This window comes from Leisingera sp. McT4-56, from assembly GCF_020514995.1.
Classification (GTDB): Bacteria; Pseudomonadota; Alphaproteobacteria; order Rhodobacterales; family Rhodobacteraceae; genus Leisingera; species Leisingera aquaemixtae_A.
Genome location: NZ_JAJALF010000005.1, coordinates 145019 through 168675 on the forward strand (window position 1 = coordinate 145019; position 23657 = coordinate 168675).

General features: G+C 65.4%; 19 protein-coding genes. 13 read left to right on the forward strand and 6 right to left on the reverse strand.

All coding sequences use genetic code 11. The features are described from left to right. Positions 1-41: 41 nt before the first annotated feature. On the reverse strand, positions 42-2243 hold the full coding sequence (katG, locus tag LHL23_RS08805) for a catalase/peroxidase HPI (RefSeq protein WP_226429575.1): 2202 nt from the start codon (positions 2241-2243) through the stop codon (positions 42-44). 208 nt (positions 2244-2451) lie between these two features. Between katG and LHL23_RS08810 the strand changes: the two genes are divergently transcribed. The 4 genes from LHL23_RS08810 to LHL23_RS08825 all read left to right on the forward strand — a co-directional run bounded on the left by LHL23_RS08810 (position 2452) and on the right by LHL23_RS08825 (position 6204). Next, positions 2452-3369: a LysR substrate-binding domain-containing protein gene (locus LHL23_RS08810; protein ID WP_226429576.1), complete on the forward strand. Its 918-nt coding sequence runs from the start codon at positions 2452-2454 to the stop codon at positions 3367-3369. Between the two features lie 197 nt (positions 3370-3566). Continuing rightward, positions 3567-4628 (forward strand): Hint domain-containing protein, encoded by a 1062-nt coding sequence (locus LHL23_RS08815; protein ID WP_226429577.1) that lies wholly within the window; start codon positions 3567-3569, stop codon positions 4626-4628. A gap of 218 nt (positions 4629-4846) precedes the next feature. Beyond that, positions 4847-5467 carry a 30S ribosomal protein S4 gene (gene rpsD / locus LHL23_RS08820; protein WP_222477862.1) on the forward strand — a complete coding sequence of 207 codons (621 nt, stop codon included), beginning with the start codon at positions 4847-4849 and terminating at the stop codon, positions 5465-5467. Positions 5468-5631: 164 nt separating this feature from the next. Next, complete coding sequence (locus LHL23_RS08825) at positions 5632-6204, forward strand: PA14 domain-containing protein (RefSeq protein ID WP_222477864.1); 573 nt, start codon at positions 5632-5634, stop codon at positions 6202-6204. Positions 6205-6247: 43 nt separating this feature from the next. Here LHL23_RS08825 and LHL23_RS08830 read toward each other — a convergent pair whose 3' ends face one another. After that, positions 6248-6709, reverse strand: a complete 462-nt coding sequence (locus LHL23_RS08830; RefSeq protein ID WP_226429579.1) for an Lrp/AsnC family transcriptional regulator — start codon at positions 6707-6709, stop codon at positions 6248-6250. Positions 6710-6813: 104 nt separating this feature from the next. Between LHL23_RS08830 and LHL23_RS08835 the strand changes: the two genes are divergently transcribed. The 5 genes from LHL23_RS08835 to LHL23_RS08855 all read left to right on the forward strand — a co-directional run bounded on the left by LHL23_RS08835 (position 6814) and on the right by LHL23_RS08855 (position 12996). Then, the gene (locus LHL23_RS08835) at positions 6814-8238 is read left to right on the forward strand and encodes an aminotransferase class V-fold PLP-dependent enzyme (RefSeq protein ID WP_226429580.1); all 1425 of its coding nucleotides are present in this window, start codon (positions 6814-6816) and stop codon (positions 8236-8238) included. 170 nt (positions 8239-8408) lie between these two features. Next, the gene (locus LHL23_RS08840; RefSeq protein ID WP_222477870.1) at positions 8409-10055 is read left to right on the forward strand and encodes a peptidoglycan-binding protein; all 1647 of its coding nucleotides are present in this window, start codon (positions 8409-8411) and stop codon (positions 10053-10055) included. Between the two features lie 123 nt (positions 10056-10178). Next, positions 10179-11264, forward strand: a complete 1086-nt coding sequence (gene hisC, locus LHL23_RS08845) for a histidinol-phosphate transaminase (protein WP_226429581.1) — start codon at positions 10179-10181, stop codon at positions 11262-11264. After that, positions 11261-12181, forward strand: a complete 921-nt coding sequence (locus LHL23_RS08850) for a prephenate/arogenate dehydrogenase family protein (RefSeq protein WP_226429582.1) — start codon at positions 11261-11263, stop codon at positions 12179-12181. Before hisC ends, LHL23_RS08850 begins: the two co-directional genes overlap by 4 nt. Then, a complete protein-coding gene (locus LHL23_RS08855; protein ID WP_226429583.1) occupies positions 12178-12996 on the forward strand; it encodes an extensin-like domain-containing protein in 819 nt (272 codons plus the stop codon). Before LHL23_RS08850 ends, LHL23_RS08855 begins: the two co-directional genes overlap by 4 nt. A gap of 203 nt (positions 12997-13199) precedes the next feature. On the opposite strand, the gene LHL23_RS08860 is transcribed toward LHL23_RS08855, so the two are convergent. Continuing rightward, complete coding sequence (locus tag LHL23_RS08860; protein WP_226429584.1) at positions 13200-14198, reverse strand: DUF2125 domain-containing protein; 999 nt, start codon at positions 14196-14198, stop codon at positions 13200-13202. Between the two features lie 67 nt (positions 14199-14265). On the opposite strand from LHL23_RS08860, the gene LHL23_RS08865 reads away from it, so the two are divergent. The 3 genes from LHL23_RS08865 (at position 14266) to LHL23_RS08875 (ending at position 17909) form a co-directional block, all read left to right on the forward strand. Next, positions 14266-14796, forward strand: coding sequence for a gamma-glutamylcyclotransferase (locus LHL23_RS08865; protein ID WP_226429585.1), 531 nt, complete (start codon positions 14266-14268; stop codon positions 14794-14796). A gap of 77 nt (positions 14797-14873) precedes the next feature. Then, positions 14874-16064, forward strand: coding sequence for a biopolymer transporter ExbB (locus LHL23_RS08870; RefSeq protein ID WP_222477882.1), 1191 nt, complete (start codon positions 14874-14876; stop codon positions 16062-16064). Between the two features lie 3 nt (positions 16065-16067). Then, a complete protein-coding gene (locus LHL23_RS08875; RefSeq protein WP_226429586.1) occupies positions 16068-17909 on the forward strand; it encodes a peptidoglycan -binding protein in 1842 nt (613 codons plus the stop codon). Positions 17910-18218: 309 nt separating this feature from the next. Here the strand turns inward: LHL23_RS08875 and LHL23_RS08880 are convergent, their stop codons facing one another. The 3 genes from LHL23_RS08880 to gloB form a co-directional block, all read right to left on the reverse strand. Further along, positions 18219-19208: a M23 family metallopeptidase gene (locus LHL23_RS08880; protein WP_226429587.1), complete on the reverse strand. Its 990-nt coding sequence runs from the start codon at positions 19206-19208 to the stop codon at positions 18219-18221. Beyond that, complete coding sequence (gene clpA / locus LHL23_RS08885) at positions 19208-21532, reverse strand: ATP-dependent Clp protease ATP-binding subunit ClpA (RefSeq protein ID WP_222477888.1); 2325 nt, start codon at positions 21530-21532, stop codon at positions 19208-19210. The genes LHL23_RS08880 and clpA overlap by 1 nt, the downstream gene beginning before the upstream one ends. A gap of 176 nt (positions 21533-21708) precedes the next feature. Further along, positions 21709-22482 (reverse strand): hydroxyacylglutathione hydrolase, encoded by a 774-nt coding sequence (gene gloB, locus LHL23_RS08890; RefSeq protein ID WP_222477890.1) that lies wholly within the window; start codon positions 22480-22482, stop codon positions 21709-21711. 55 nt (positions 22483-22537) lie between these two features. On the opposite strand from gloB, the gene LHL23_RS08895 reads away from it, so the two are divergent. After that, positions 22538-23284 (forward strand): methyltransferase domain-containing protein, encoded by a 747-nt coding sequence (locus LHL23_RS08895; RefSeq protein ID WP_222477892.1) that lies wholly within the window; start codon positions 22538-22540, stop codon positions 23282-23284. The last annotated feature ends 373 nt before the right edge of the window (positions 23285-23657 follow it).

The following is a 23657-nucleotide window of genomic DNA, read 5'->3' on the forward strand; positions in this document are numbered from 1 at the left end:
GCCCCGGACATCCGGGGCGCTGCTCTATTGCTGTTGGGAGTTCAGCCTGCCAAATCGAACCGGTCGGCGTTCATCACCTTGACCCAGGCCGCAACAAAGTCGCGGACAAAGGCAGCGGCGCCATCATCCTGGGCATAGACCTCCGCCAGCGCCCGCAGCTGCGAGTTGGAGCCAAACACCAGATCCGTGCGGGTGCCGGTCCATTTGACCGCGCCGCTGGCCCGGTCGCGGCCCTCATAGGTGCCGTCGCCGGCCGGTTTCCACTCCACCCCCATGTCGGTGATACCGGTGAAGAAGTCTGTGCTCAGCACGCCAATCCGGTCGGTGAAAACACCGTGCTTGGAGCCGCCGTGATTGGCGCCCAGCACCCGCAGCCCGCCAATGAGCGCGGTCATCTCCGGCGCGCCAAGTGTCAGCAGCTGAGCCCGGTCCACCAGCATCTTCTCGGCCGGGACGCTGTACTCCGCCTTCTGGTAGTTGCGGAAGCCATCGGCCTCCGGCTCCAGCACCGCAAAGCCCTCGACATCGGTCTGCTCCTGCGAAGCATCGGTGCGGCCCGGGGTGAAGGGCACATCGACGGGGTGGCCTGCCGCCTTGGCAGCTTTCTCAACACCGGCGCAGCCCGCCAGCACGAACAGGTCAGCCATCGAGATCTTCTTGCCGCCGGACGCATTGGCGTTGAAATCGCTCTGTACTTGCTCCAGCGCCTTCATCACCTTGGCCAGCTGCGCAGGCTCGTTTACCTCCCAATCCTTTTGCGGCGCCAGCCGGATACGGCCGCCATTGGCGCCGCCGCGCATGTCGGAGCCGCGGAATGTTGAGGCCGAGGCCCAGGCGGTGGAGATCAGCTCCGGAACCGAAAGCCCGGTGGCCAGGATTTTCGACTTCAGGTCTGCCACATCGCCAGCATCCGCCAGCGCATGATCGACGGCGGGCACGGGGTCCTGCCAGATCAGGTCCTCGGACGGCACGTCGGCCCCCAGGTAGCGCGATTTCGGCCCCATGTCGCGGTGGCACAGCTTAAACCAGGCACGGGCAAATGCATCAGCGAATTTCTCCGGGTTGGCATGGAAATCGCGCGAGATCTTCTCGTACTCCGGGTCCATCCGCAGCGACATGTCCGCGGTGGTCATCATCGGGGCGTGTTTCTTGCTCGGATCATGGGCGTCCACAACCATATGCTCCGGCTTCACGTCTTGTGCCTGCCACTGGTTGGCGCCTGCCGGGCTCTTGACCAGCTTCCACTCATAGCCGAACAGCACGTCGAAATAGCCCATGTCCCAGGTTGTCGGGTTCGGCTTCCACGCACCTTCGATGCCCGATGTCGTTGTGTCGCCGCCTTTGCCAGAGCCATGCGCATTGGCCCAGCCAAAGCCCATCTGCTCCATCGCGCCGGCTTCCGGCTCTGCGCCCACAAGCTCAGGGTCGCCCGCGCCATGCGCCTTGCCAAAGGTATGGCCGCCTGCCACCAGCGCTACGGTTTCCTCGTCGTTCATGCCCATCCGCGCAAAGGTGTCGCGCACGTCAAAGCCCGACGCCACCGGGTCCGGATTGCCGTTCGGCCCTTCCGGGTTCACATAGATCAGGCCCATCTGCACGGCTGCCAGCGGGTTCTCCAGGTCGCGGTCGCCGGAATAGCGTTTGTCGCCCAGCCACTCGGTCTCAGTGCCCCAGTAGATGTCTTCCTCTGGCGCCCAGACGTCCTCGCGGCCGCCGCCAAAGCCGAACACCGGCCCGCCCATCGATTCAATGGCGCAGTTGCCTGCCAGGATCATCAGGTCCGCCCAAGAGATCTTGTTGCCGTATTTCTGCTTGATGGGCCACAGCAGGCGGCGCGCCTTGTCCAGGTTGCCGTTATCCGGCCAGGAGTTCACCGGCGCAAACCGCTGGTTGCCGGTGCCGCCGCCGCCGCGTCCGTCGGCGGTGCGGTAGGTGCCCGCGCTGTGCCAGGCCATGCGGATGAACAGGCCGCCATAATGGCCATAATCCGCGGGCCACCAGTCCTGGCTGTCGGTCATCAGCGCAAACAGGTCCTTCTTCACCGCCTCCAGGTCGAGCTTCTTGAACTCCTCGCGGTAGTTGAAGCCGGCCCCCATCGGGTTCGACGTGGGGAAATGCTGGTGCAGGATTTTCAGGTTCAGCTGGTTCGGCCACCAATCCTGGTTCGAAGTGCCGCCGGCATCGGTGTTCAGCGCTGCGCCGTGCATCACCGGGCATTTTCCTGCGGGGGTATTTCCGTCCATTACGTTCTCCGATCGTGGCTTCAAATGGTTGAACTGCGTCGCGGCGGAAGCGTCCCGGAACCGCTCCAGCAGCCCGCGCGCCGCCTGAAAATGCAAGCGGGGCGGTGGCCGCCTGTGCCGGGTCTCCCTGTCTTCCTGCAGATGAGGCTAGCAGGGAAAAATCATTGGGATAAGTTGCATTTATTCATCGCAGTGATAATGAAACCCTATGATAAACGTGACCATCCGCCAGATGCGCTACTTCGAGGCGCTGGCCCAGCATCGCCATTTTGGCCGCGCGGCCGACGCTTGCGCCGTTTCGCAGCCGGCTTTGTCTGTTCAGATCAAGGAGTTGGAGGGGGCTCTGGGAGTGCAGCTGGTGGAACGCGGCGCCCGCCAGGTGCGGCTTACCAGCCTGGGCGAGGATCTGGCGGCGCGGGTGCGCGGCATTTTGCGCTCGGTGGATGAGCTGGGAGAGCTGGCGCGGGCCTCGCGCGACGGGCTGGCCGGGCGGCTGCGCATCGGGGTGATTCCCACTATCGCGCCCTATCTGCTGCCCTCGATCGTGGGCAACCTGACCCGCCAGTATCCTGACGCTGACATTCGCGTGCGAGAGACTGTCACACCGAAGCTGCTGGAGGAACTGGGGGAGGGGCGTCTGGATACCGCCATCGTGGCGCTGCCGGTCTCCGAGCCTTCGTTTGAGGAGGTCGCGCTGTTCTCAGAGAACTTTGTTCTGGTGCGCCCCGGCGAAGACGGCGGAACACCCGTTCCAGGCCCCGAAGGGCTGCGCCAGATGCGGCTTCTTCTGCTGGAAGAGGGGCACTGCTTCCGCGATCAGGCGCTGTCGTTCTGCAAGATGCAGTCCGCTGCCCCGCGCGAGCTTTTGGATGGCAGTTCCTTGTCCACCCTGGTGCAGATGGTCAGCGCCGGGATCGGGGTGACGCTGATCCCCGAAATGGCGGTGCCGGTGGAGACCCGCTCGGCGGAGGTGTCGGTGGCCCGCTTCCGCGACCCGCAGCCTGCGCGCACCATCGGCATGATCTGGCGCCGCAGCAACCCGCTGGCGCGGCAGCTGATCCAGGTGGCTGAAGTGGTGCGGCAGGCGGCGGACGGGTTGCGCTCCAGCTACCGCCCGATGGGCTAAAGGGCCGTTGCGCAAGCCGGCGCTGGCGGTGCCTGCAAGTGCTCCCTTGGGCTGAATTGTCTGGACTGGCTCAATCATGCGGAGATTGGTGCGCATTGGGCACGCTCACAGTTGTTTGGGCGGGGCTGTTGTTTCCGGATCGGGGCTAATTTGTTAGCGTTCCGTAAATAATAAGATTGAAGCAGGCATACAGGCAGATGAAAACGGGCTTCCGTGGCACGTTTGTTGTTTCCTGGTCGCAGACCGAAATCGACGGCCTTCCGGCCGCGCCGGTGAACGCTTTGGATGTGGGGGCGTCGTGGTGCTGGCATGGCGATGCCGTGCGGGTGGATGGCCCGGCTGGGCTGTTGCGTCAGGATTTGGCAAGCGGTGCAGAAGACTTGCGGCGCAGGGCCGCGCGCTCGGTGCGCAGGCTGGTCGGAGCAGCCGTCCAGAACCGCACCGATGTGCATGCGGTTCACGTGGACGAGCCGCTGATGGACCGCAGCTTTGTGGTGACCAATGGCGTTCAAAGTTTCACAATCACCCTGATCGAGACCGGGCAGGGCCAATGCCCCCTCCTGATGTTCTTGGATGAGCTGCCGCCGCGCGGCACCGATCTGTGGGTGGTAAGCCATGCCCTAGGCGCGGACCGGTCCGGCCAGCCACAGGGGGACAGCGGGGTGATCTGCTTTACACCCGGAACCCTGATCGCCACCCCGAGCGGCCCGAAACCGGTGGAGCAGCTGCGCGAAGGCGAAAGGGTCCAGACCCGCGACAACGGCGCCCGGGAGATCCTTTGGATCGGCTCCCGCCGGATCAGCGGCGCGCGGCTGTACGTGATGCCGCGGCTGCGTCCGATCCGTATCCATGCCGGCGCCCTGGGCATCGACCGCCCGGAACAGGAGCTGCTGGTCTCCCCTGATCACCGGATGCTGCTGCGCGGCGCGCGGGTGCGGGAGCTGTTCAACACGCCGGAGGTTCTGGTCGCAGCCAGCGACCTGGTCAATGGCCGCACCATCCTGCCCGATACCTCTGTGCGCGAAGTTACCTATATCCACCTGATGCTGGCCGATCATCAGGTGCTCTGGGCCAACGGGGTGGAAACCGAGAGCTTCCATCCGTCGAACGCATCGCTCACCGCGCTCAGCGATGCGGACAGGGCGCGTCTGTTCCAGCTTGAGCCGGGGCTGGAGCGCGACCCGCTGTCCTATGGCCCCTATGCCCGCCGCAACCTGAACACGTCCGAGGCCGCGATTCTCGGTCACGAGGCAGCCTGACGTCTTTTCCCGGCGGGGGCCGGGTGCTATTTGGCGCCCATGGCCGGGGATTTCTGCAGATTTCCTGCCGAACAGGCATTGACCGTGTTGACTCTGCCCCATCCCCCTATATAAGCGCGGCTTCATTGGTGTTGGTGGCCCCCGCAAGGGGATGCCTGTCATGGGGGAAACCTCAAGAGGACAACGCCCTTCGAAACCATATACGAAGGAGATCAGCCGTGACCAAACGCACGTCTGCCAAGTACAAAATCGACCGCCGCATGGGCGAAAACATCTGGGGCCGCCCGAAGTCCCCGGTCAACCGCCGCGACTACGGCCCGGGCCAGCACGGCCAGCGCCGCAAGGGCAAACTGTCCGACTTCGGCATCCAGCTGCGCGCCAAGCAGAAGCTCAAGGGCTACTACGGCGACCTGACCGAAAAGCAGTTCCGCCGCATCTACGGCGAAGCCGTGCGTGTGACCGGCGACACCGGTGAAAACCTGATCGGCCTGCTGGAGCGCCGCCTGGACGCGGTCGTTTACCGCGCCAAGTTCGTGGCCACCGTGTTTGCAGCCCGTCAGTTCGTCAACCACGGCCACGTCCTGGTCAACGGCAAGCGCGTGAACATCCCCTCCTACCGCGTCAAAGAAGGCGACGTGATCGAGGTCCGCGACAAATCCAAGCAGATGGTTGCGCTTCTGGAAGCCGTCCAGCTGGCTGAGCGCGATGTGCCGGATTACATCGAAGCCGACCACTCCAAGATGACCGCAACCTTCGTGCGCACCCCCGCTCTGGGCGACGTGCCGTACCCGGTTGTGATGGAACCGAACCTGGTCGTCGAATTCTACGCCAAGAACTAAGCCTGCTGCCCCCGGGGCATCTGGCGGAAGGGCTGTCCTCGCGGGCAGCCCTTTTTCGTTGCCGGCCTGCCAGGCCGGAACCGCATTGGCCGGGCAGTTCCAAAAGCGGTGGTCCGGCGGAAGTATTGGGTCTATCCTGTCCCTAAAACGACAGGGAGTGACCAATGAAGTTCTTGATGAAAGCAACTGCCGTGGCCGCGCTCACGGTCCTCGCGGCGGCGGCTGGCGCCGCACCGCTGAAACTCACACCTGCGAATCCGCAGCCCTCCGGCGTCAAGCCCGGCCTCGCGGTGGTCTACGCCTACCCCCAGGATGTGAAGTCATTGGCCGAAGCCTCCTCTGCGCTGAAGATCAGCAGCGAGCGGGGCCGCCCGATTGCCGGGCTGGACAACCGCGACACAGAAGAAGGGCAGAATACGCTGACCTCCAAGCGGCCGATGCATGTGGCCGCGCGCATCACCGGCTATGTGAAACTGGACACGCCGGGCGTCCACAACATCGACTTTCTGACGAACGACGGGCTGCTGGCCAAAATCGGCGGCCAGGTGGTTGGCGAATTCGACGGCCGCCAGTCCTGCGACAGCACCATCCTCACCCAGGTCGAGGTGCCCTCGGCCGGCTGGTATCCTGTCGACATCCTCTACTTCCAGCGCTTGGGCACCGCCTGCCTGCACATGCGCATGGGTCCGGACGGCAAGCGCCCGAAGTGGATGAAAAACAGCGCATTCGGGCACTGACAGCCTTGGCCGCGGGGCAGGGGGCTAACCCCTGCCAGCATCCTCACAAGGGCAGCGGCCGGCCCTCCGCGATGGCCTCCATCGCGAAATAGGAGGTCACGCTGTCCAGTTCCACGCCTGAAATCAGCCGCTGATAGACCTTGTCATAGCTGGCCATGTCCTCGGTCACCACTTTCAGCTGATAGTCGTAATCGCCGCCGATGCGGTGGAAATCCACCACCTCTGGAATTGTCAGCACATGGCGGCGGAATTTCTGCAGCCAGTCCGCGGAATGATGCCGGGTGCGCAACAGCACGAACACCACCAGATCCAGCCCCAGCTGCTTGCGGTCCAGCCGCGCGGTGGAGCCCTTCAGCAGCCCGCTTTCATTCAGCGCTTTCAGCCGCCGCCAGCAGGCGTTCTGCGACAGTCCCACTTGGTCCGCCAGCTCCCGCTGCGACAGGCTGGCGTCCCGTTGCAGGGCGCGCAGAATGGCGCGGTCAATATTGTCTGCATTCTTGCTCATTGGGCGATCATATGACACAAAAATTCAGCAATCCACTCAGTAATTGATTAAGTTTCCGCGCCAAGAACCGTTCATCATGCTTCCACAGAATTCGGAGGCGCGACATGACCCTGGCAGCATTCAAACAGACAATCCGGCAAGCGGCACAGGACGGATCCCTTGGCCGCAGCGTGATCGGCGACGGGGTGATGATCCCCGGCCTCGATGGCGAGGTGCCGCTGGTCTATGCCGACTACGTCGCCTCCGGCCGGGCGCTGCGCCAGGTGGAGGACTTCGTGGCAGGCCAGGTGCTGCCCTTCTACGCCAACTCCCATACCGAGGCGTCCTATTGCGGCACCCAGATGACCCGCCTGCGCCGCGAGGCGCGCGCTGAGATTGCCCGCATCACCGGCGCCACCGCAGAGGACGCGGTGATCTTCACGGGTTCAGGCGCCACCGCGGGGCTTAACCGCCTGGTCAGCCTGTTCGGCGTGAACGAGGCCGCACGTCCGGTGGTCTTCATCGGCCCTTACGAGCATCACTCCAACATCCTGCCCTGGCGCGAGAGCAAGGCCGAGGTGGTGGAAATCCCCGAAGCGGCGGAGGGCGGGCCGGACCTGGCAGTGCTGGAGCTGGCGCTGAAACAGCACGCGGACAGCGACCTGAAGATCGGCAGCTTCTCAGCAGCGTCCAATGTGACCGGTATCGTGACCGGTCCCGACGCCATCAGCCGCCTGCTGCATGCGCATGGCGCGCTGGCGGTCTGGGACTATGCCGGCGGCGGCCCCTACCTGCCCATCGACATGGGGCAGGGCGGCGCCGCGCGCAAAGATGCCGTCGTGGTCTCGCCGCATAAGTTCCCGGGCGGCCCCGGCGCCTCCGGCGTGCTGATCGTCAACCAGGCTGCAGTGCGCCGCCGCTGCCCGTCCTGGCCCGGCGGCGGCACCGTCAGCTTCGTCTCGCCCTGGCGGCACGAATACAGCCGCGACCTTGCCGCCCGCGAGGAGGCCGGGACCCCGAATGTGATCGGCGACATCCGCGCAGCCCTGGCGTTTCTGGTCAAGGAGGCCGTGGGCCAGGAGCAGATCGAGGCCCGCGAAGCCAAATTCGCGCAAATGGCCTGGCAGGGCTGGTCCGCCAACCCGCGGCTGCGCATCCTCGGCCACCGCGACGCGCACCGGCTGCCGATCTTTTCCTTCCTGGTGACAGACGCGGCAGGCAAGCCGGTTCATCAGCAGCTGTTCACCCGTATGCTGAGCGACGTCTACGGCATCCAGGCCCGCGGCGGCTGCGCCTGCGCTGGCCCTTACGCGCACCGTCTGCTGGGCATCAATCAGCCGGAGTCGGAAACCCTGTTCGCAGACCTGCAGGCCGGTGAAGAGATGAAGAAACCCGGCTGGGTGCGGCTCAACTTCTCTTACCTGATGGAGGAGGAGACAGCCCAGTACATCATCGATTGCGTGAATGAGCTGACGATGAAGGCGGGGGAGATTGCGGCCCGTTACGACGCCGACCCGCAGACAGCCCGGTTCAAGGCACAGGCCGCCTAGGCCAATCGCGCCGGGTGCTTTCCCGCATCGGGAGAGCACCTTGCATGCTTGTGATATGTAGGCAGCCGCCCCCAGCATTTAAAGGGGGAATGTCTATTCCAAATCCCCCGCGACGGAACGGCGGCGGCATGGCACGCTGGAACCAGTAGTTAATTGGTTGGAGCAAAGTCATGGCTCTCAAGCTTTCCGCACCCGTTGGTGACAAGAAACGTATCACCAAACCGGACCCCAAGACTGGCGAAAGCAAATTCAAACCGGTCAAGAACGCCCCGGCAGATGTCGAACTGGTCCGCCTGATGCTTAAGGCGAACGGCTATTCCGTCGAGATCAGCACCAAATGCGATGCCGGGCTGATCAAGACCATCCGGGATTTCCAGAAAAAGAAACTGGGCTTCAAGAAGCCTGACGGCATTGTCGATCCAGGGATGCGGACCTGGAACGCGGGCCTGCCCAAACTGGCCGCGCAATATGCGGCGGACACCAAGATCGAACGGGTCGAGGTTGTCGAGAACGGCAAGACCAAGATGATCACCGTGGCGGAGTTTGAAGCCGGGCAGGAGGAGCTGCGCCGCAAGCTGCTGGCCAAGGCCAACATGATGTACGGCCAGGCGGAATCCTGGGTCGACTTCTGCAACGAGGTGGAGAACACCCGCCAGGGCAACGAGACCTTCCTGAATGCGCTGACCGAATTTGCTGTCAGCATGGTCAACGACAAGACCGATCCGCCCTGGACGCCGATCCTGAACGCGCGTTCCGAGTCGAGCCTGCTCAAGACGCTGGTCAGCAAGAAAAAACCGGACTGGAAAAAGGTTTACAAGCAGGACGTCAAGGCGACCAAGGCCTATAACAAGGGCGGCAAGGCGTTCAAGAAATTCATCGACCAGCGCATCAGCACCGCAGGCGCCATCGTCTGGAAGCTGGAGGTGGTGCGCGAGGTCTCCTTTGCCGTGGTCGAGACCTACATGACCGCGCGCCTGGTGGCGACCAAGGGAATGTCACCGGCCAAGGCCCACGCCATCGCCGCCGCCAGCACCGAGGCGCTGAAATCCAGCGCCGGCCAGCTGGGCGAGCATCTGGCTGGCAACAACGTGACCTGGGACGGCGCTGCCAAGAAGGTGTTCATCGACAGCTTCATCGCGGGGCTTGCGGGTGCTGCCGGCGGCAAGCTGACTTCCAAGCTGTCAGCAGGGCTTGCCGACGACCTGGCCAAGGCCGCCGCCTCCAAGCTGTCGCGCGAGATGCCCAAGAAGGCGGTCAAGCTGTTCTTCGAGAAGTTCCTGAAATCCAAGGCCGGCGAAGCCATGGTGACAGAGGCTTTGAAGGAAACCATCGGCCTGGCCAAGCCCTTGATCGAAAAGGGCCGTCCGCCCAACACCAAGGAGATCAAGGAAAGCATCGCCAAGATCCTGACCGCGGGCATCATGTCCGCAGGCGCCGGCAAGGCGCTGGACAAATTCTCGTCCGGTTTCACTTCGGGCGCCGAGAAGTTCCTCAAGACCAAACTGGCGCCCGCCGCAATGGAGGGTGCGGTCAAGAAGGACCTGATCGCCAAATACGGCACCAAGGCCACTGAGGACTTCATTAAGCTGCACGGCGATGCCATCTACGGCGAGATCGCCAAGCAGATCTCCGGCAAGACGCTCAGCAAATACGCGGGCGAGGCCCTGGCCGGCGCCGACGGCTCGCAGTCGGCTTCGACCATGCAGAAACAGGCCAATGAGGCGATGCGCAAGGATATGGAACTGCGCAAGCAGATCCAGAAGATCATCATGGCCGAGGCCAAGCGCAAGATGCCCAAGGGCGCGGCCGCGCATTAACGCGGGCACGCTTGCTGCGGCAGGCTGCCGCTGGGGGGCGGCAGCACTGGGGAAGCGTCATCTTGGTGCTTCCCCGCCAGCGTTTGGGCCGTTATGACGGGTTGGAATTAAGGAGCCCGTATTATGACCCAACTCACACCGCAGCCCGGTATCATGGACATCGCCCTCTATCAGGGCGGGGCTGCCCATGTGAAAGGGGTGAGCAATGTTGTGAAGCTCTCCTCGAACGAGAACCCCTTTGGCCCCAGCCCGCGTGCCGTCCAGGCGATGCAGGACGCGGCGGCCAATATGCACCGCTATCCCAGCTCGGACCACGCGGCGCTGCGGCAGGCGATCGGCGAGGTTCACGGGCTGGAGCCGGAGCAGATCATCTGCGGCGCGGGCAGCGACGAGATCATCGCCTTCCTGTGCCAGGCCTATGCCGGGCCGGGGGATGAGGTGCTCTATACCGAACACGGCTTTGCCATGTACCGCATCAGCGCCCTGGCCGCCGGCGCCACCCCGGTGGAGGTGAAGGAGCGCGAGCGCGTCACCGACGTGGACGCGCTGCTGGCGGGCTGCACCGCCAGGACCAGGCTGGTGTTCATCGCCAACCCCAACAACCCCACCGGCACCATGATCAGCGAGGCCGAGGTGGCTCGGCTGGCAGATGGCCTGCCCGATGGCGCGCTGCTGGTGCTCGACGGCGCCTATGCCGAATATGTCGAAGGCTTTGACGCCGGCGCCGCGCTGATCGGCACCCGCAGCAACGTCTTCATGACCCGCACATTCTCCAAGATCTACGGCCTGGGCGGCGCCCGGATCGGCTGGGGCTACGGCCCCAGGGAGATCATTGACGTGCTGAACCGGGTGCGCGGCCCGTTCAACGTCTCCAGCACCGCGCTGGCCGGGGCCGAGGCCTCGGTGCGCGACACGGATTACGTGGACCACTGCCGAACCGAGAACGCCAAATGGCGCGCCTGGCTGGCCAATGCGCTGGCCGAACTCGGCGTTCCCTCGGATGTTTCCAGCACCAACTTCATCCTGGCCCGCTTTTCCAGCCAGGCTGAAGCAGAAGCCTGCGATCTGTACCTGCAGGCGCAGGGCCTGATCGTGCGCCGGGTGGCGGGCTACAACCTGCCAACCGCGCTGCGCATCACCATCGGCGACGAGGACTCCTGCCGCCGCATCGCGCAAGGGGTGAAGGCATTCAAAGAGGGCAAGGCATGAGCGAACACGTTTATGGCCGCGTCGCGCTGATCGGCCTTGGCCTGATTGCATCCTCGATGTTCTGGGCGATGAAACGCGCAGGCCTTGCAGGCGAGGTCACCGGCTATGCCCGCAGCCTTGAGACCCGCGAAACCGCCCGCCGCATCGGCCTCTGCGACCGCGTCTGCGACAGCGCGCAGGAGGCGGTGCAGGACGCCGACCTGATTGTGCTCTGCGTGCCGGTCGGCGCCATGGGACCGGTGATGGAAGACATCGCGCCGGTGCTGAAGCCCGGCGCGACGGTCTCCGACGTGGGCTCGGTCAAGCGCCATGTGATCGAGGCGGTGCAGCCGCACATCCCCGAGGGCGTGCATTTCGTGCCTGCCCACCCGCTGGCAGGCACCGAGCATTCCGGCCCCGAATCCGGTTTTGCCGAACTGTTCGACAACCGCTGGTCGCTGCTGGTGCCGGTCGAGGGCACCGATCCTGAGGCCGTGGACCGCCTGCGCAAGCTGTGGGAGGGCATGGGCGCGCATGTCGATGTGATGGACGCCGACCACCACGACCTGGTGCTGGCCGTCACCTCGCACACGCCGCACCTGATTGCCTATACGATGGTGGGCGTGGCAGACGACTTGCGCCGGGTCACTGACAGCGAAGTGATCAAGTATTCCGCCGCGGGTTTCCGTGACTTCACCCGCATCGCGGCCTCCGATCCGACCATGTGGCGCGACGTGTTCCTGACCAACAAGGATGCCACGCTGGAAATTCTTGGCCGTTTCACCGAAGAACTGTTTGCCCTGCAGCGCGCGATCCGCACCGGCGACGGGCAACACCTGCACGACTATTTCACCCGCACCCGTGCCATTCGCCGCGGCATTATCGAAGCAGGCCAGGACACTGACGCGCCGGACTTCGGCCGGGGGCAGAAGAAATGATCCGCCCGGGCGCCCTGCTGCTGGCGGCGGTGATCAGCGGTGCGGCCCTGGCCGCAACGCCGGATGCCTCGCTGGAGCCTCCCGTGCGCCCAGCGGCAGAGACCGGGCTTGAGACCGGCTTGGCGCCCGTGCCCGGCATGCGCCCGGCGTCCCGCCCGCAATCTGAGCAGCGCCTGGCGGCAGCAGCCCGCCCCGCAAATCTGCCGCTGCTGGCTCCCGGTGCCTCGCTGATGCCTTCGGCCCGGCCCGACAGCCTGGCAGAGCAGGTTCTGTTCAAGCGCCGCAAGCTGCGTGAAGGCTCGGTCTGCGGCGACATTGAAATCCAGGGCGACAGTGTCGGCCATGTTTCCGGCACGCTGCCCGGCTGCGGCGCCAAGGACGCGGTGCGGGTGCGCGAGATTGCCGGCGTCCGCCTCAGCCAGTCCTCTTTGATGACCTGCAACACCGCCCGGGCGCTGAAAACCTGGATCAACCGCGAGGTCGAAACCGCCTTTGGCCGCCGCAACAAGGTGGTCGGCTTGCGCGTCGCTGCCCACTACGCCTGCCGCACCCGCAACAACCGCCCCGGCGCCAAGATATCTGAGCACGGCAAGGCGCGGGCGATCGACATTTCCGGCTTCACCCTGGCCAGCGGCGAGACCGTTTCCGTTCTGCACGGCTGGCAGAACCGCAAGACCCGCAAGAAGCTGAAAAAGATCTGGCGCGCCGCCTGCGGCCCCTTCGGCACCGTGCTGGGCCCGGAGGCCGACCGCTATCACAAGGACCATATCCACCTGGACGTGGCGCGCCACCGCGGCGGCACCTATTGCCGCTGACGGTGCATGGGGCAATCCAGGCCCCCTGTTCATCTGGCCTCAAGTATCCCGGAGCGCCAGGCAGAGCCTCGCAGAAAATATCGGGCAGCTAAACAATTCGCAGCGTGAGGGCATGCTCCCGTGCCTGCAAGTGCCCCTCTGGGAGAACATTCCAGCCTTGGCTCGGGCGCGCTGCGCGCGAAGGGCATCCTGTGGGAAACACTTTAGCGGATGATCAGCCGCGGCGCGTGGCCCAGTGGCAGCGGGCCAAGCGAGACATACCCATCCGCAAATCCCAGCGTGATATCCAGATTGCGCGGGTTGCCGCTGGCTTCGGCCAGCAGCCCCAGCACCCGCTCCACCGTGCCGCGCAGCGCCGGGGCAAGAGCACCGCTGCGTTCGGCCATCAGCACCAGCCCGCGCCAGTTCTCTGCCTGCAGCGCAATCTCGCCCTCCGGCAGCCCCAGTTCATCGACCGTCAGCACGCCGGTGGCCTTGAGGCGCAGATCGCCCCAGCGGGCATCGGCCAGCTTCAGATCGATCCGGCGCGGCTGCGGCCGTCTCTGCTCCAGCGCGGTCCGGTCCCAGGGCGTGTCAAAGGCAACCGTCATCTGCAGCGCCAGCGTGTCGAACCGCTCCGGCAGCGGCGCACTGGCCGCCAGCAGCCGCCGCCAGGCGGCGCGCGGCGCGAATTCCCTGGCGTCTGCAGTGATCAGATAGGCCTCGGGTCGGTCCGTCTGCGCCATGCGCAGGTCCAGCGCGGCGCCGCTCAGCACGGTTTCGCCGCGGCGGGCAATCTGCCAGCTGTCCGCCACGGCGGCCATCTGCTCCAGCTCCAGCGCCACGCCCGGCTTCAGGTGCAGGCTGGCCTGCAGCCCGTCCGCGGCAATCACCGCGGTCTGGTCGAAATACGAGAGCCGCTGTGCCGTGGCGGGAAAGTGCAGCTCCAGCCGGCCGGGCCAGGCGGCGGGACTGTCCAGCTCCAGCCAGTCTGCCCGCCAGGCAGCGCCGGTGCGGGGATCCGCCAGGGCCGGACGGCTGATCCGGGTCTGGTGCCGGAACGGGTAGCCTTGCGTTTCCAGCGCCGCGTATTCTGCCTGCCAGCCCCGGTTTTCCTGCACATCGAACCAGGCCGTGATGCCGTTCTTCAGCCCCCAGGCCGCCGCCGCCCAGTAGAGGCTCCACACCAGGAAGGCGGCAATCATCAGTTTTGCCAGGCGCATCGGATAGCCTCTTTTGTCCGGATCAGGATTGCTGTTTATAGGGGGAGAGCAGAAAGGACCAGAAGACATGACCATGTGGGTATTCGGATACGGATCACTGCTTTGGAACCCCGGCTTCCCGGTGGCCCGGCGCGAGGTGGCAGTGCTGCACGGCTATGCGCGCTCCTTCTGCATGTCCTCGATCCACCACCGCGGCAGCGAGGAAAAGCCCGGCCTGGTGCTGGCGCTGGACGCTGTCGAGGACGCCCATTGCAAGGGCATCGCCCTGGCGGTGGAGGGCGGCCACGAGGAGCAGACCCTAGCCGAACTGCGCGAGCGCGAGCTTATTTCGTCCGCCTATCTGGAGCGCGATCTGGAGGTGGAGCTGGGCGACGGTTCAATGGTGACGGCGGTCACCTATGTGATCGACCCGCACCACGTGCAGTATTGCGGCGGCCTCAGCCTTGAGGAGCAGGCCCAGATCATCGCCCATGCGGTGGGCGGCCGCGGCCCCAATACAGAATACCTGTACAACACCGCCGAGCATCTGGCCGAGATCGGTCTGCACGACAGCGATCTGGACTGGCTGGCGGGCCGGGTGCGGGAAATCACCGCATAAAGCCTTGGCGCTTTTGACACTTTGCTTATAGGCTGCGGGTCAACACGAGCAGTCAAAAGTGTCAGGAGCCACAAGAAATGGCGCAGCCAGACCGCAAGACCCGGCCGCAGTTCTCCCAGCCGGTGCGGCAGATCATCATGATGCTGATCGCGCTGGGGCTATCGGGGTTCGGCGCCTTTGTGGCGCTGCCGCGGGTGCTGCCGGTGTTTCAGGCCAACCCTTGGCTAAACGGTTTCATCGTCTTTGTTTTCGTAATCGGGGTGCTGGCCTGCTTCTGGCAGGTGGTGCAGCTGATCGGCTCGGTGCGCTGGATCGAACGCTTCGCCGCCGGCGACAATCAGGACCACCGCCGCCCGCCCTCGATGCTGGCGCCGCTGGCCTCGCTCCTGGGCTCGCGCAGCGCGCGGATGCAGCTGGGCTCGGCCTCGACCCGCTCCATCCTGGACTCTGTCGCCAGCCGCATCGACGAAGACCGCGAGATCACCCGCTACATCGTCAATTTGCTGATCTTTCTCGGCCTTCTTGGCACTTTCTACGGGCTGGCCACCACCGTTCCCGCCGTTGTCGACACCATACGCAGCCTGGCACCGCAGGAGGGGGAGGAGGGGCTTTCTGTCTTCAACCGCCTGATGACCGGGCTGGAGGCGCAGTTGGGCGGCATGGGCGTCGCTTTCGCCTCGTCGCTGCTGGGCCTTGCGGGATCGCTGATCGTCGGCCTGTTGGAGCTGTTTGCGGGCCACGGCCAGAACCGCTTCTACCGAGAACTGGAGGAATGGCTGTCCACCATCACCCGGGTCAGCTTCTCTTCGGGCGAGGACGGCGCCGGCGACAGCGGTGTTGTCTCCCAGGTGCTTGACACCATGGCCGAGCAGATGGAGATGCTGCAGGAGATGTTCGCAGAAACCGCCGAAGGCCGCGCGGCGGTGGATCAACGGCTCTCGGACCTGGTTGAAACCATTCAGGAGATGAACCGCCGCCAGGAGCAGACCGGCACCATCACTGCAGCGCTGGACCGGGTTGCGGTGGGGCAGGAGGCGCTGACCGAGATCCTGCGCGCCCAGGGCGAGCACGGCGGCATAGACGCCGAAAGCCGGATGCGGCTGCGCTCCATCGACGTGCAGATGCTGCGCATTCTCGAGGAAATTTCAGCGGGCCGCCAGGAAAGCCTGGCAGAGCTGCGCAAGGACATCGACCTGATGATCAAGGCCTTTGCCCGCCCGCGCGGCCTCTCGCGCGGCGGTCTGCCGGGCCGGGACGCGGGGGAATAACCGATGGCCCTTTCCCGGCGCACAGGGCAGCGGTTCCAGGCCTCGATCTGGCCCGGGTTTGTCGATGCGATGACCGGGCTTTTGCTGGTTCTGATGTTTGTGCTGACCATCTTCATGGTGGTCCAGTTCGTGCTGCGCGAGACTATTACAGGCCAGGAAAGCCAGCTGGATGAGCTCTCGGCCGAAGTCAGCGCGCTGGCCTCTGCCCTGGGGCTGGAGGAACGCGAGAACCGGCGCCTGAACGCCCGGATGGGGGCGCTGACCTCGACCCTCAACACGGCTGAACAGGATCTGGCGCAGGCCCGCAGCCTGATCTCCTCGCTTACCGCCGAACGCGACCGTCAGGCCGGCGAGCTGGAGGAAGCCGCCAGCCGCATTACCGGTTTCGAGGCCCAGGTGGCCGCCCTGATCGCCAGCCGCGACGCCGCCCAGGCGCGGGTTGCGGACCTGAGCGCCGAACGGGAAACCCTGGAGGCAGCCCGCGCCGCGCTGCTGAGCGAGCAGGAGGCTCTGAACCTGGCGCTGGCGCAGGCCCGCGGCGAGATCGACGCCCAGTCCGAGGCGGCCAGGCTGGCAGCAGCCGAGCGCGAAGCGATGGAGGCGCTGATCGACAGCCTTGAGACGGAAGAAGCCGCAAAGGCCGAAGAAATCGCCGGCCTGCAGGAGCAGCTGAGCGCCGAGGAAGCGGCCCGGATGGTGGAGGCCGCCGCCGCTGAAGCCCTGCGCGAAAGGCTGCAGTCAGCAGATGCGGAGCTGACCGCCATGACACTGGCGCTGGAGGCGCAGCGGCAGCAGGCGGAGGACACCCTGACCCTGCTGGCGGCGGCAGAGGCGGCAAAGAAACAGCTGGACGCGCAGCTCTCGGAACTGGAAGCCGCCCGTGCAGGCTCAGACGCCGAGGCCGGGCGGCTGGCAGCTGAGCTGGCCGAGGCCAGGGCAGCTCTGGCCGCGGCGGAAACCCAGGCGGAGGATCTGGATGTCCTGCGCCAGCGGCTGCTGGCCGCCGTGGCTGCGCAAGAGACTGCTGAAGCCGGCGCCGCCGAGCAGCTCAGCCGGGCCGAGGAACGTGCCGCCCTGCTGGCGCAGGCGCGGGAGGCGCTCTCGCAGGAGCAGGCGGTGTCGGAGGAAGCCCGCCGCGAAACTGCGCTGCTCAATCAGCAGGTCGCGGCCTTGCGCGAGCAGCTGGGCGGGCTGCAGGCCATCCTGGACGACTACCAGGCCCGTGACGCGGCGCAGCAGGTGCAGCTGCAGAACCTCGGCCAGGACCTGAACGCAGCCCTGGCCCGCGCGGCATCCGAGGAGCGCAAGCGGCGGATTCTGGAAGAACAGGAGCGCAAGCGGCTCGAGGCAGAAGCGGCAGCGCTCGCCACCAAGGCGCAGGACCTGGAGCGCTACCGCTCCGAGTTCTTCGGGCGGCTGCGCGATCTTCTCGGCACCCAGGAGGGCGTGCGGATCCAGGGCGACCGCTTTGTCTTTGCCTCCGAAGTGCTGTTCCCGCCCGGCAGCGCCACCCTGTCGCCGGAAGGCCGTGTGGAGATCGCCAAGGTGGTGTCGATCCTGCAAAGCGTGGTGGCGGCAATCCCGCCGGGGATCAACTGGATCATCCGGGTGGACGGGCATACCGACAACACGCCGTTGGGGGCGCATCCGAAATTTGCCGACAACTGGGAGCTCAGCCAGGGCCGGGCGCTGTCGGTTGTGCGCTACATGGTCGAGGCGCTGGGGGTGCCGCCCTCGCGGCTGGCGGCCAACGGCTTTGGGGAATACCAGCCGGTGAACCCGGCGGACACGCCTGAGGCGCGCGCCCAGAACCGGCGGATCGAGCTGAAGTTCACCGAGAAATGATCGGGGCAGCCGCCCTGTCAGGCCGCGTTTCAGCCTGAAACGGCCAGTCCGGCAGCCATCGCGGGGTGCAACCCGCTTCACTAATGGAGACAAGCTACTAGTTACACACGGGTTGCGGCCCCACCGGGCAGTAGGGCTAGCTTTAAACTATTGCAGATGCGGGCATAATCAAATCCGGCTGCCGGATTTCCGGCCGTGGCGCGGCTGGCCGCAGCGGGCGCGGCGGCTCCCGCCCGGCGCCAGGCCGCCCTGCCAGGGCGGCAGCGCCCGTTGGGCCGCGCAGCCGCGCCGCGGCTGCAGGGGCGTGGATCACTGGGTGTCCGGGTCCGCAGGCGCGGTGATTTCCATGCTGCGGACCAGGCGGCCGATCTCCTGCCCGTCCCTGAGCAGCCGGGCAATGCCGGTATAGCTGCCCGCGGGCCACTGGCCGCCGCGCAGGCGCCGCCCGGCGGCGCGGAAAAACTGCGCCTGGTTCTTGTTCAGCGCTTCGCTGTGGGAGACGAACTCGCCTCCGGGCCCGGTCACGGTCAGCTCCAGCGCGTCGCCGGCCTGGCCGCCAAAAGCATAGGCCCAGAACACGAAGGCAGGCGCGTCCGCTGCCAGCGGAGCCTCATCGGCGAGGCCGGACTTGACTGCGCCGTAGTCCGGCACGGCGGTGCTGAACCCCGCGCCCATCACCCCGCCGGGCTGGTAGGCAGGCAGATCCGCCCAGAGCGTCTCGCCCTCAGCCGTGCCGCAGGTCTCCAGCGTTTGCGGGGCAAAGGGGTCCACCACCGCGCCATCCTTGCGCACCGACAAATGCAGATGCGGAAACTGGGTCTTGCCGGACAGCCCGACCTCGCCCAGCACATCGCCGGCTTTCACCTTCTGGCCGCTTTCCACCCGGACCGAGCCGCGCTTCATGTGGCAGTACTGGGTTTCCCAGCCGCCGCCGTGGCGCAGCACCACCCCGTTGCCGCACTCCTTGCCATCAATGCTGTCTGCATTTTCCGCTGTGGCATACTGGTCCGCCATCGTGTTCCGGGTGCCCCGCACAACCCCGTCCGCCGCCGCGCGCACCTGGACGCCGGCCTGCATGTCCGACAGGAAGGGCAGGGCGAAATCGGTGCCCTTGTGGCCGTCATAGCTGAGCGTGCCGCAGGTGAAATCGCGTGCGCCGGGGCCGGGATCGCGGTCGACAAACTGCTGGATGTGGCAGGTCTCGCCCAGGGTGCAGTCCAACGGGAACTGCAAACGGAAGTCGCCCGCCGCGGCAGGCGCGGCGAGCGGTATCAGGGCCAGTAGCGCTGCGAGGCGCATCAGTCCGCTGTCAAGAGCGGCGGCTTGTCCCCGGAAATCCGCGGCTTGCCCGGGCCTTCCAGGCGCAGGTCCAGCTTGCCGTCCTTGATGCCGACCTTGACGACGCCGCCCTTGGTCAGCTTGCCGAACAGCAGCTCTTCTGCCAGCGGCTTCTTGATGTGCTCCTGGATGACACGGCCCAGCGGACGCGCGCCCATGCGGTCGTCATAGCCCTTGTCGGCCAGCCATTCGGCCGCCTTGCGGGTGAGCTCGATCGAGACGTTGCGGTCCATCAGCTGCGCTTCCAGCTGCAGGACGAACTTCTCGACCACCTGCAGGATGACTTCCTTGCCGAGCGGCGCGAAGGAGATCACCGCATCCAGGCGGTTGCGGAACTCCGGTGTGAAGGTGCGCTCGATGGCGGCTGTGTCTTCGCCCTCGCGGCGGTCGCGGCCAAAGCCGATGGCGGCTTTCGCCTGCTCCGAGGCGCCCGCGTTGGAGGTCATGATCAGGATCACGTTGCGGAAATTCACGGTGCGGCCGTTGTGGTCGGTCAGCTGGCCGTTGTCCATCACCTGCAGAAGGATGTTGTAGACATCCGGGTGCGCCTTCTCGATCTCATCGAGCAGCAGCACGCAGTGCGGATGCTGGTCGACACCATCGGTCAACAGGCCGCCCTGGTCAAATCCGACATAGCCCGGAGGCGCGCCGATCAGGCGGGAAACCGCGTGTTTCTCCATGTATTCCGACATGTCGAAGCGCAGCAGTTCCACCCCCAGCTGGTCCGCCAGCTGCTTGGCCACCTCGGTCTTGCCGACGCCGGTCGGGCCTGCAAACAGGTAGTTGCCGATCGGCTTTTCCGGCTCGCGCAGGCCGGCACGGGCCAGCTTGATTGCGCTCGACAGGGCGGTGATGGCATCGTCCTGGCCAAAGACCACGCGCTTCAGCGAACGTTCCAGGTCCTTCAGCACCTCGGCATCGTCCTTGGAGACGTTCTTGGGCGGAATGCGGGCGATCTTCGCGACAACAGCCTCGATCTCCTTGACGCCGATGGTCTTGCGGCGCTTGCTCTCGATGATCAGATGCTGCGCGGCGCCGGCCTCGTCAATGACGTCGATTGCCTTGTCCGGCAGCTTGCGGTCGTTGATGTAGCGCGCCGACAGCTCCACCGCGGTCTTGATGGCATCGCCGGTGAACTTGATGCCGTGATGCTCCTCGAAATAGGGCTTCAATCCCTTCAGGATCTCGATGGAATCCTCCACCGAGGGCTCGTTCACGTCGATCTTCTGGAACCGGCGGCTCAGCGCACGGTCCTTCTCGAAATGCTGGCGGAACTCCTTGTAGGTGGTGGAGCCCATGGTGCGCAGCTTGCCGCCCTGCAGCGCAGGTTTCAGCAGGTTGGATGCATCCATTGCGCCGCCGGAGGTGGCGCCGGCACCGATCACGGTGTGGATCTCGTCGATGAACAGCACCGCGTCCGGGTGGTCCTCCAGTTCGGAGACCACGGCCTTCAGCCGCTCCTCGAAATCTCCGCGGTAGCGGGTGCCCGCCAGCAGCGCGCCCATGTCGAGCGAGTAGATGGTGGTTTCCGACAGGATTTCCGGGGTTTCGCCGGACACGATGCGGCGCGCCAGGCCTTCGGCGATGGCCGTCTTGCCGACACCGGGGTCGCCGACCAGCAGCGGGTTGTTCTTGCGGCGGCGGCACAGCACCTGGATGCAGCGCTCCACCTCGTGGTCGCGGCCGATCAGCGGGTCGATGTCGCCGTCGCGGGATTTGGCGTTCAGGTCGACGCAGTATTTGGCCAGCGCCGACTCCTTCTTCTCGCCCTCGGGCGCGGTGGTCAGGTTGTCCTCTTCCTGCTCGGTCGCGCCGGACACCGGGCGGGATTCACCGTAGGCCGGGTCCTTGGCAACGCCGTGGGCGATGAAGTTCACCGCGTCATAGCGGGTCATCTCCTGGTCCTGCAGGAAATAGGCGGCGTCGCTCTCGCGCTCGGCAAAGATGGCGACCAGCACATTCGCCCCCGTTACCTCAGTGCGGCCAGAGCTTTGGACGTGGATCGCGGCGCGCTGGATGACGCGCTGGAAGGCGGCGGTCGGCACTGCCTCCGATCCGTCGATGTCGGTCACAAGGTTGGCAAGATCCTCATCCACGAATTCCACCAGGGAGGATCGCAATTCGGTCAGGTCGACGCTGCAGGCACGCATCACGCGGGCCGCGTCGGGCTCGTCGATCAGGGCCAGAAGCAGGTGTTCCAGGGTTGCGAATTCATGACGGCGTTCATTCGCCAGCGCCAGCGCTGCGTGAATGGCCTGTTCCAGGGTGCTCGAGAATGAAGGCACGGGCGTGCTCCTCTGATCTTGGGTTGGCCGGTGGGGCGGTATTAACCAACCCCTCAGTTCAACCATGTGCTTATAAGGTTAGAGTTTGGTTGATAGCGCGCCGGCTTCAAGGTCTTTTCTTCATTTTGGGGTCACAATTATTTTTCCCCTGTTGCACCCCGCTGCGCTTGAATTGCTCAGAAATTGTCCTTCCGCTTGCGGATTTCGGCAAAAACCTCTGCATTTTCAGCACCTTCCATGCCAAGGTGCGCCCGGATGGCCGCGTCGCCCGCGCGCAGGAACGGGTTGGTGTCAAGTTCCAGCTGCAGGGACGACGGCACCGTCGGGATGCCGCTGTCCCGGGCCGATGCGATATCGGATATCCGCGCCTGCAACGCGGGGTTGCCGGCGTCTACCGTCACCGCAAAAGCACCGTTAGCCTGGGTGTATTCATGTCCAGAATAAACCATAGTTTGCGGCGGCAGCGCGGCAAGTTGCGACAGGCTGGCCCACATTTGCTGCGGCGTGCCCTCAAACAGCCGCCCGCAACCCAGCGCCATCAGGCTGTCGGCGGTAAAAACCGCCTCTGCGCCGGGCAGGTAATAGGCGATATGGCCGACCGTGTGGCCCGAAACATCCGTCACCTGCACCTCTTCGCCCATGAGGGTGAAGGCGCCGCCGTCCTCCACCGCCATGTCCAGCGGCGGCAGCCGGTGCGCATCCGCCTTGGCGCCGATCACCTTGGCGCCATAGGCCGCCTGCAGTTCGGCCACCCCATCCACATGGTCCCAGTGGTGGTGGGTCAGCAGGATCCAGTCCAGCCCCCAGCCGCGTTCCGACAGCGCCGCCTTGATGGCGCCGGCTTCGGGCGCATCCACCAGCGCGGTTTCCCCGGACGCCGGATTATGGATCAAAAAGGCATAGTTATCCGACAGGCAGGGCAGGGTGATGATCTCGACAGGCATGGTCATTCGCCTTTACATTGCTAAACTGCGCCCAGATTGGCCGAAGCAGCAGGCGCCCGCAATGCATCTTGATGTTCAGGATCTCAGGAACTTCTACTACCGCAGCACCCTGGGGCGCGCGGCGCAGGCCTCGATCCGCGGCCGCCTGCTGGAGCTGTGGCCGGAGGCCGCCGGGCTGACGGTGGCGGGCTTCGGCTTTGCCGCGCCGCTCCTGCGCCCCTACCTGCCGGAGGCGCGCCGGGTGATGGCGCTGATGCCCGGGCCGCAGGGGGTGATGCAATGGCCCGCGGGGATGCCCAACGTCTCAGTCCTGTGCGAGGAGACCAGCTGGCCAATCGACACCGGGCGGGCCGACCGGCTGGTGGTGATGCACGGGCTGGAGACCTCGGAGCGGCCCAGCAGGCTGCTGGAGGAATGCTGGCGGGCGCTGGGGCCGGGGGGGCGGGCGATTTTCATCGTGCCGAACCGGGCCGGCCTCTGGGCGCGCTCGGACCTGACGCCGTTCGGCTATGGCCGCCCCTACACGCTGCGCCAGCTGGAGGGCCAGCTGCGCGAGCACCAGTTCGCCATCGAGCAGCACACCGCCGCGCTTTACCGGCTGCCCAGCCACAAGCGGTTCTGGCTGAAATCCGGCGCCATGCTGGAAAAGATGGGCCGCAAGCTGCCCGCGATGCTGGCCGGCGGGGTGTTCATGGTCGAGGTCAGCAAGCAGACCTATCCGCAGAAGGGCCACATGATCCGCACCAAGACGCCCAGCCGCATCCGGGTGCTGGAAGGCCTGTCCAACCCGATGCCGGAACCGGCCTGACGCGGGGCCGCGCAAAGGCGGCGGATTTCGATTCCCGAAAATGACCGGAACTGCCCGTTCGGGTGGTTTTACACCCGAGTGTGACGTTTTTTGGCGCAAATGCCGCTTTCCGGAATCGCAAAATCCTGCAGTTCACCCGCACTTTTTTATTTATCGACTGTGGTCAAAGGGCCGCACTTGGGGCAAGTCATTGAAAACGCAGGAAACATGCTTTCTTCTGTTACCGTTATAGGCAGTTGATAGGTCGCATCCGCTCTGCTAGACCCACGCTGATTTCAACGCCCCGCTGCCAATGGGGGATGACTCACGCCCCCGGACGCCGCCTGAGGCCAGGTATGCCAACCGGGGCCAAAAACATATCGGAAGGGTGGAC

Excerpts from the sequence above, each read along its gene's own strand:
- katG (WP_226429575.1), bottom strand. The coding sequence starts at position 2,243 with ATGGACGGAAATACCCCCGCAGGAAAATGCCCGGTGATGCACGGCGCA.
- LHL23_RS08810 (WP_226429576.1), top strand. The coding sequence starts at position 2,452 with ATGATAAACGTGACCATCCGCCAGATGCGCTACTTCGAGGCGCTGGCC.
- LHL23_RS08815 (WP_226429577.1), top strand. The coding sequence starts at position 3,567 with ATGAAAACGGGCTTCCGTGGCACGTTTGTTGTTTCCTGGTCGCAGACC.
- LHL23_RS08825 (WP_222477864.1), top strand. The coding sequence starts at position 5,632 with ATGAAGTTCTTGATGAAAGCAACTGCCGTGGCCGCGCTCACGGTCCTC.
- LHL23_RS08830 (WP_226429579.1), bottom strand. The coding sequence starts at position 6,709 with ATGAGCAAGAATGCAGACAATATTGACCGCGCCATTCTGCGCGCCCTG.
- LHL23_RS08835 (WP_226429580.1), top strand. The coding sequence starts at position 6,814 with ATGACCCTGGCAGCATTCAAACAGACAATCCGGCAAGCGGCACAGGAC.
- LHL23_RS08840 (WP_222477870.1), top strand. The coding sequence starts at position 8,409 with ATGGCTCTCAAGCTTTCCGCACCCGTTGGTGACAAGAAACGTATCACC.
- hisC (WP_226429581.1), top strand. The coding sequence starts at position 10,179 with ATGACCCAACTCACACCGCAGCCCGGTATCATGGACATCGCCCTCTAT.
- LHL23_RS08850 (WP_226429582.1), top strand. The coding sequence starts at position 11,261 with ATGAGCGAACACGTTTATGGCCGCGTCGCGCTGATCGGCCTTGGCCTG.
- LHL23_RS08855 (WP_226429583.1), top strand. The coding sequence starts at position 12,178 with ATGATCCGCCCGGGCGCCCTGCTGCTGGCGGCGGTGATCAGCGGTGCG.
- LHL23_RS08860 (WP_226429584.1), bottom strand. The coding sequence starts at position 14,198 with ATGCGCCTGGCAAAACTGATGATTGCCGCCTTCCTGGTGTGGAGCCTC.
- LHL23_RS08865 (WP_226429585.1), top strand. The coding sequence starts at position 14,266 with ATGACCATGTGGGTATTCGGATACGGATCACTGCTTTGGAACCCCGGC.
- LHL23_RS08870 (WP_222477882.1), top strand. The coding sequence starts at position 14,874 with ATGGCGCAGCCAGACCGCAAGACCCGGCCGCAGTTCTCCCAGCCGGTG.
- LHL23_RS08875 (WP_226429586.1), top strand. The coding sequence starts at position 16,068 with ATGGCCCTTTCCCGGCGCACAGGGCAGCGGTTCCAGGCCTCGATCTGG.
- LHL23_RS08880 (WP_226429587.1), bottom strand. The coding sequence starts at position 19,208 with ATGCGCCTCGCAGCGCTACTGGCCCTGATACCGCTCGCCGCGCCTGCC.
- gloB (WP_222477890.1), bottom strand. The coding sequence starts at position 22,482 with ATGACCATGCCTGTCGAGATCATCACCCTGCCCTGCCTGTCGGATAAC.
- LHL23_RS08895 (WP_222477892.1), top strand. The coding sequence starts at position 22,538 with ATGCATCTTGATGTTCAGGATCTCAGGAACTTCTACTACCGCAGCACC.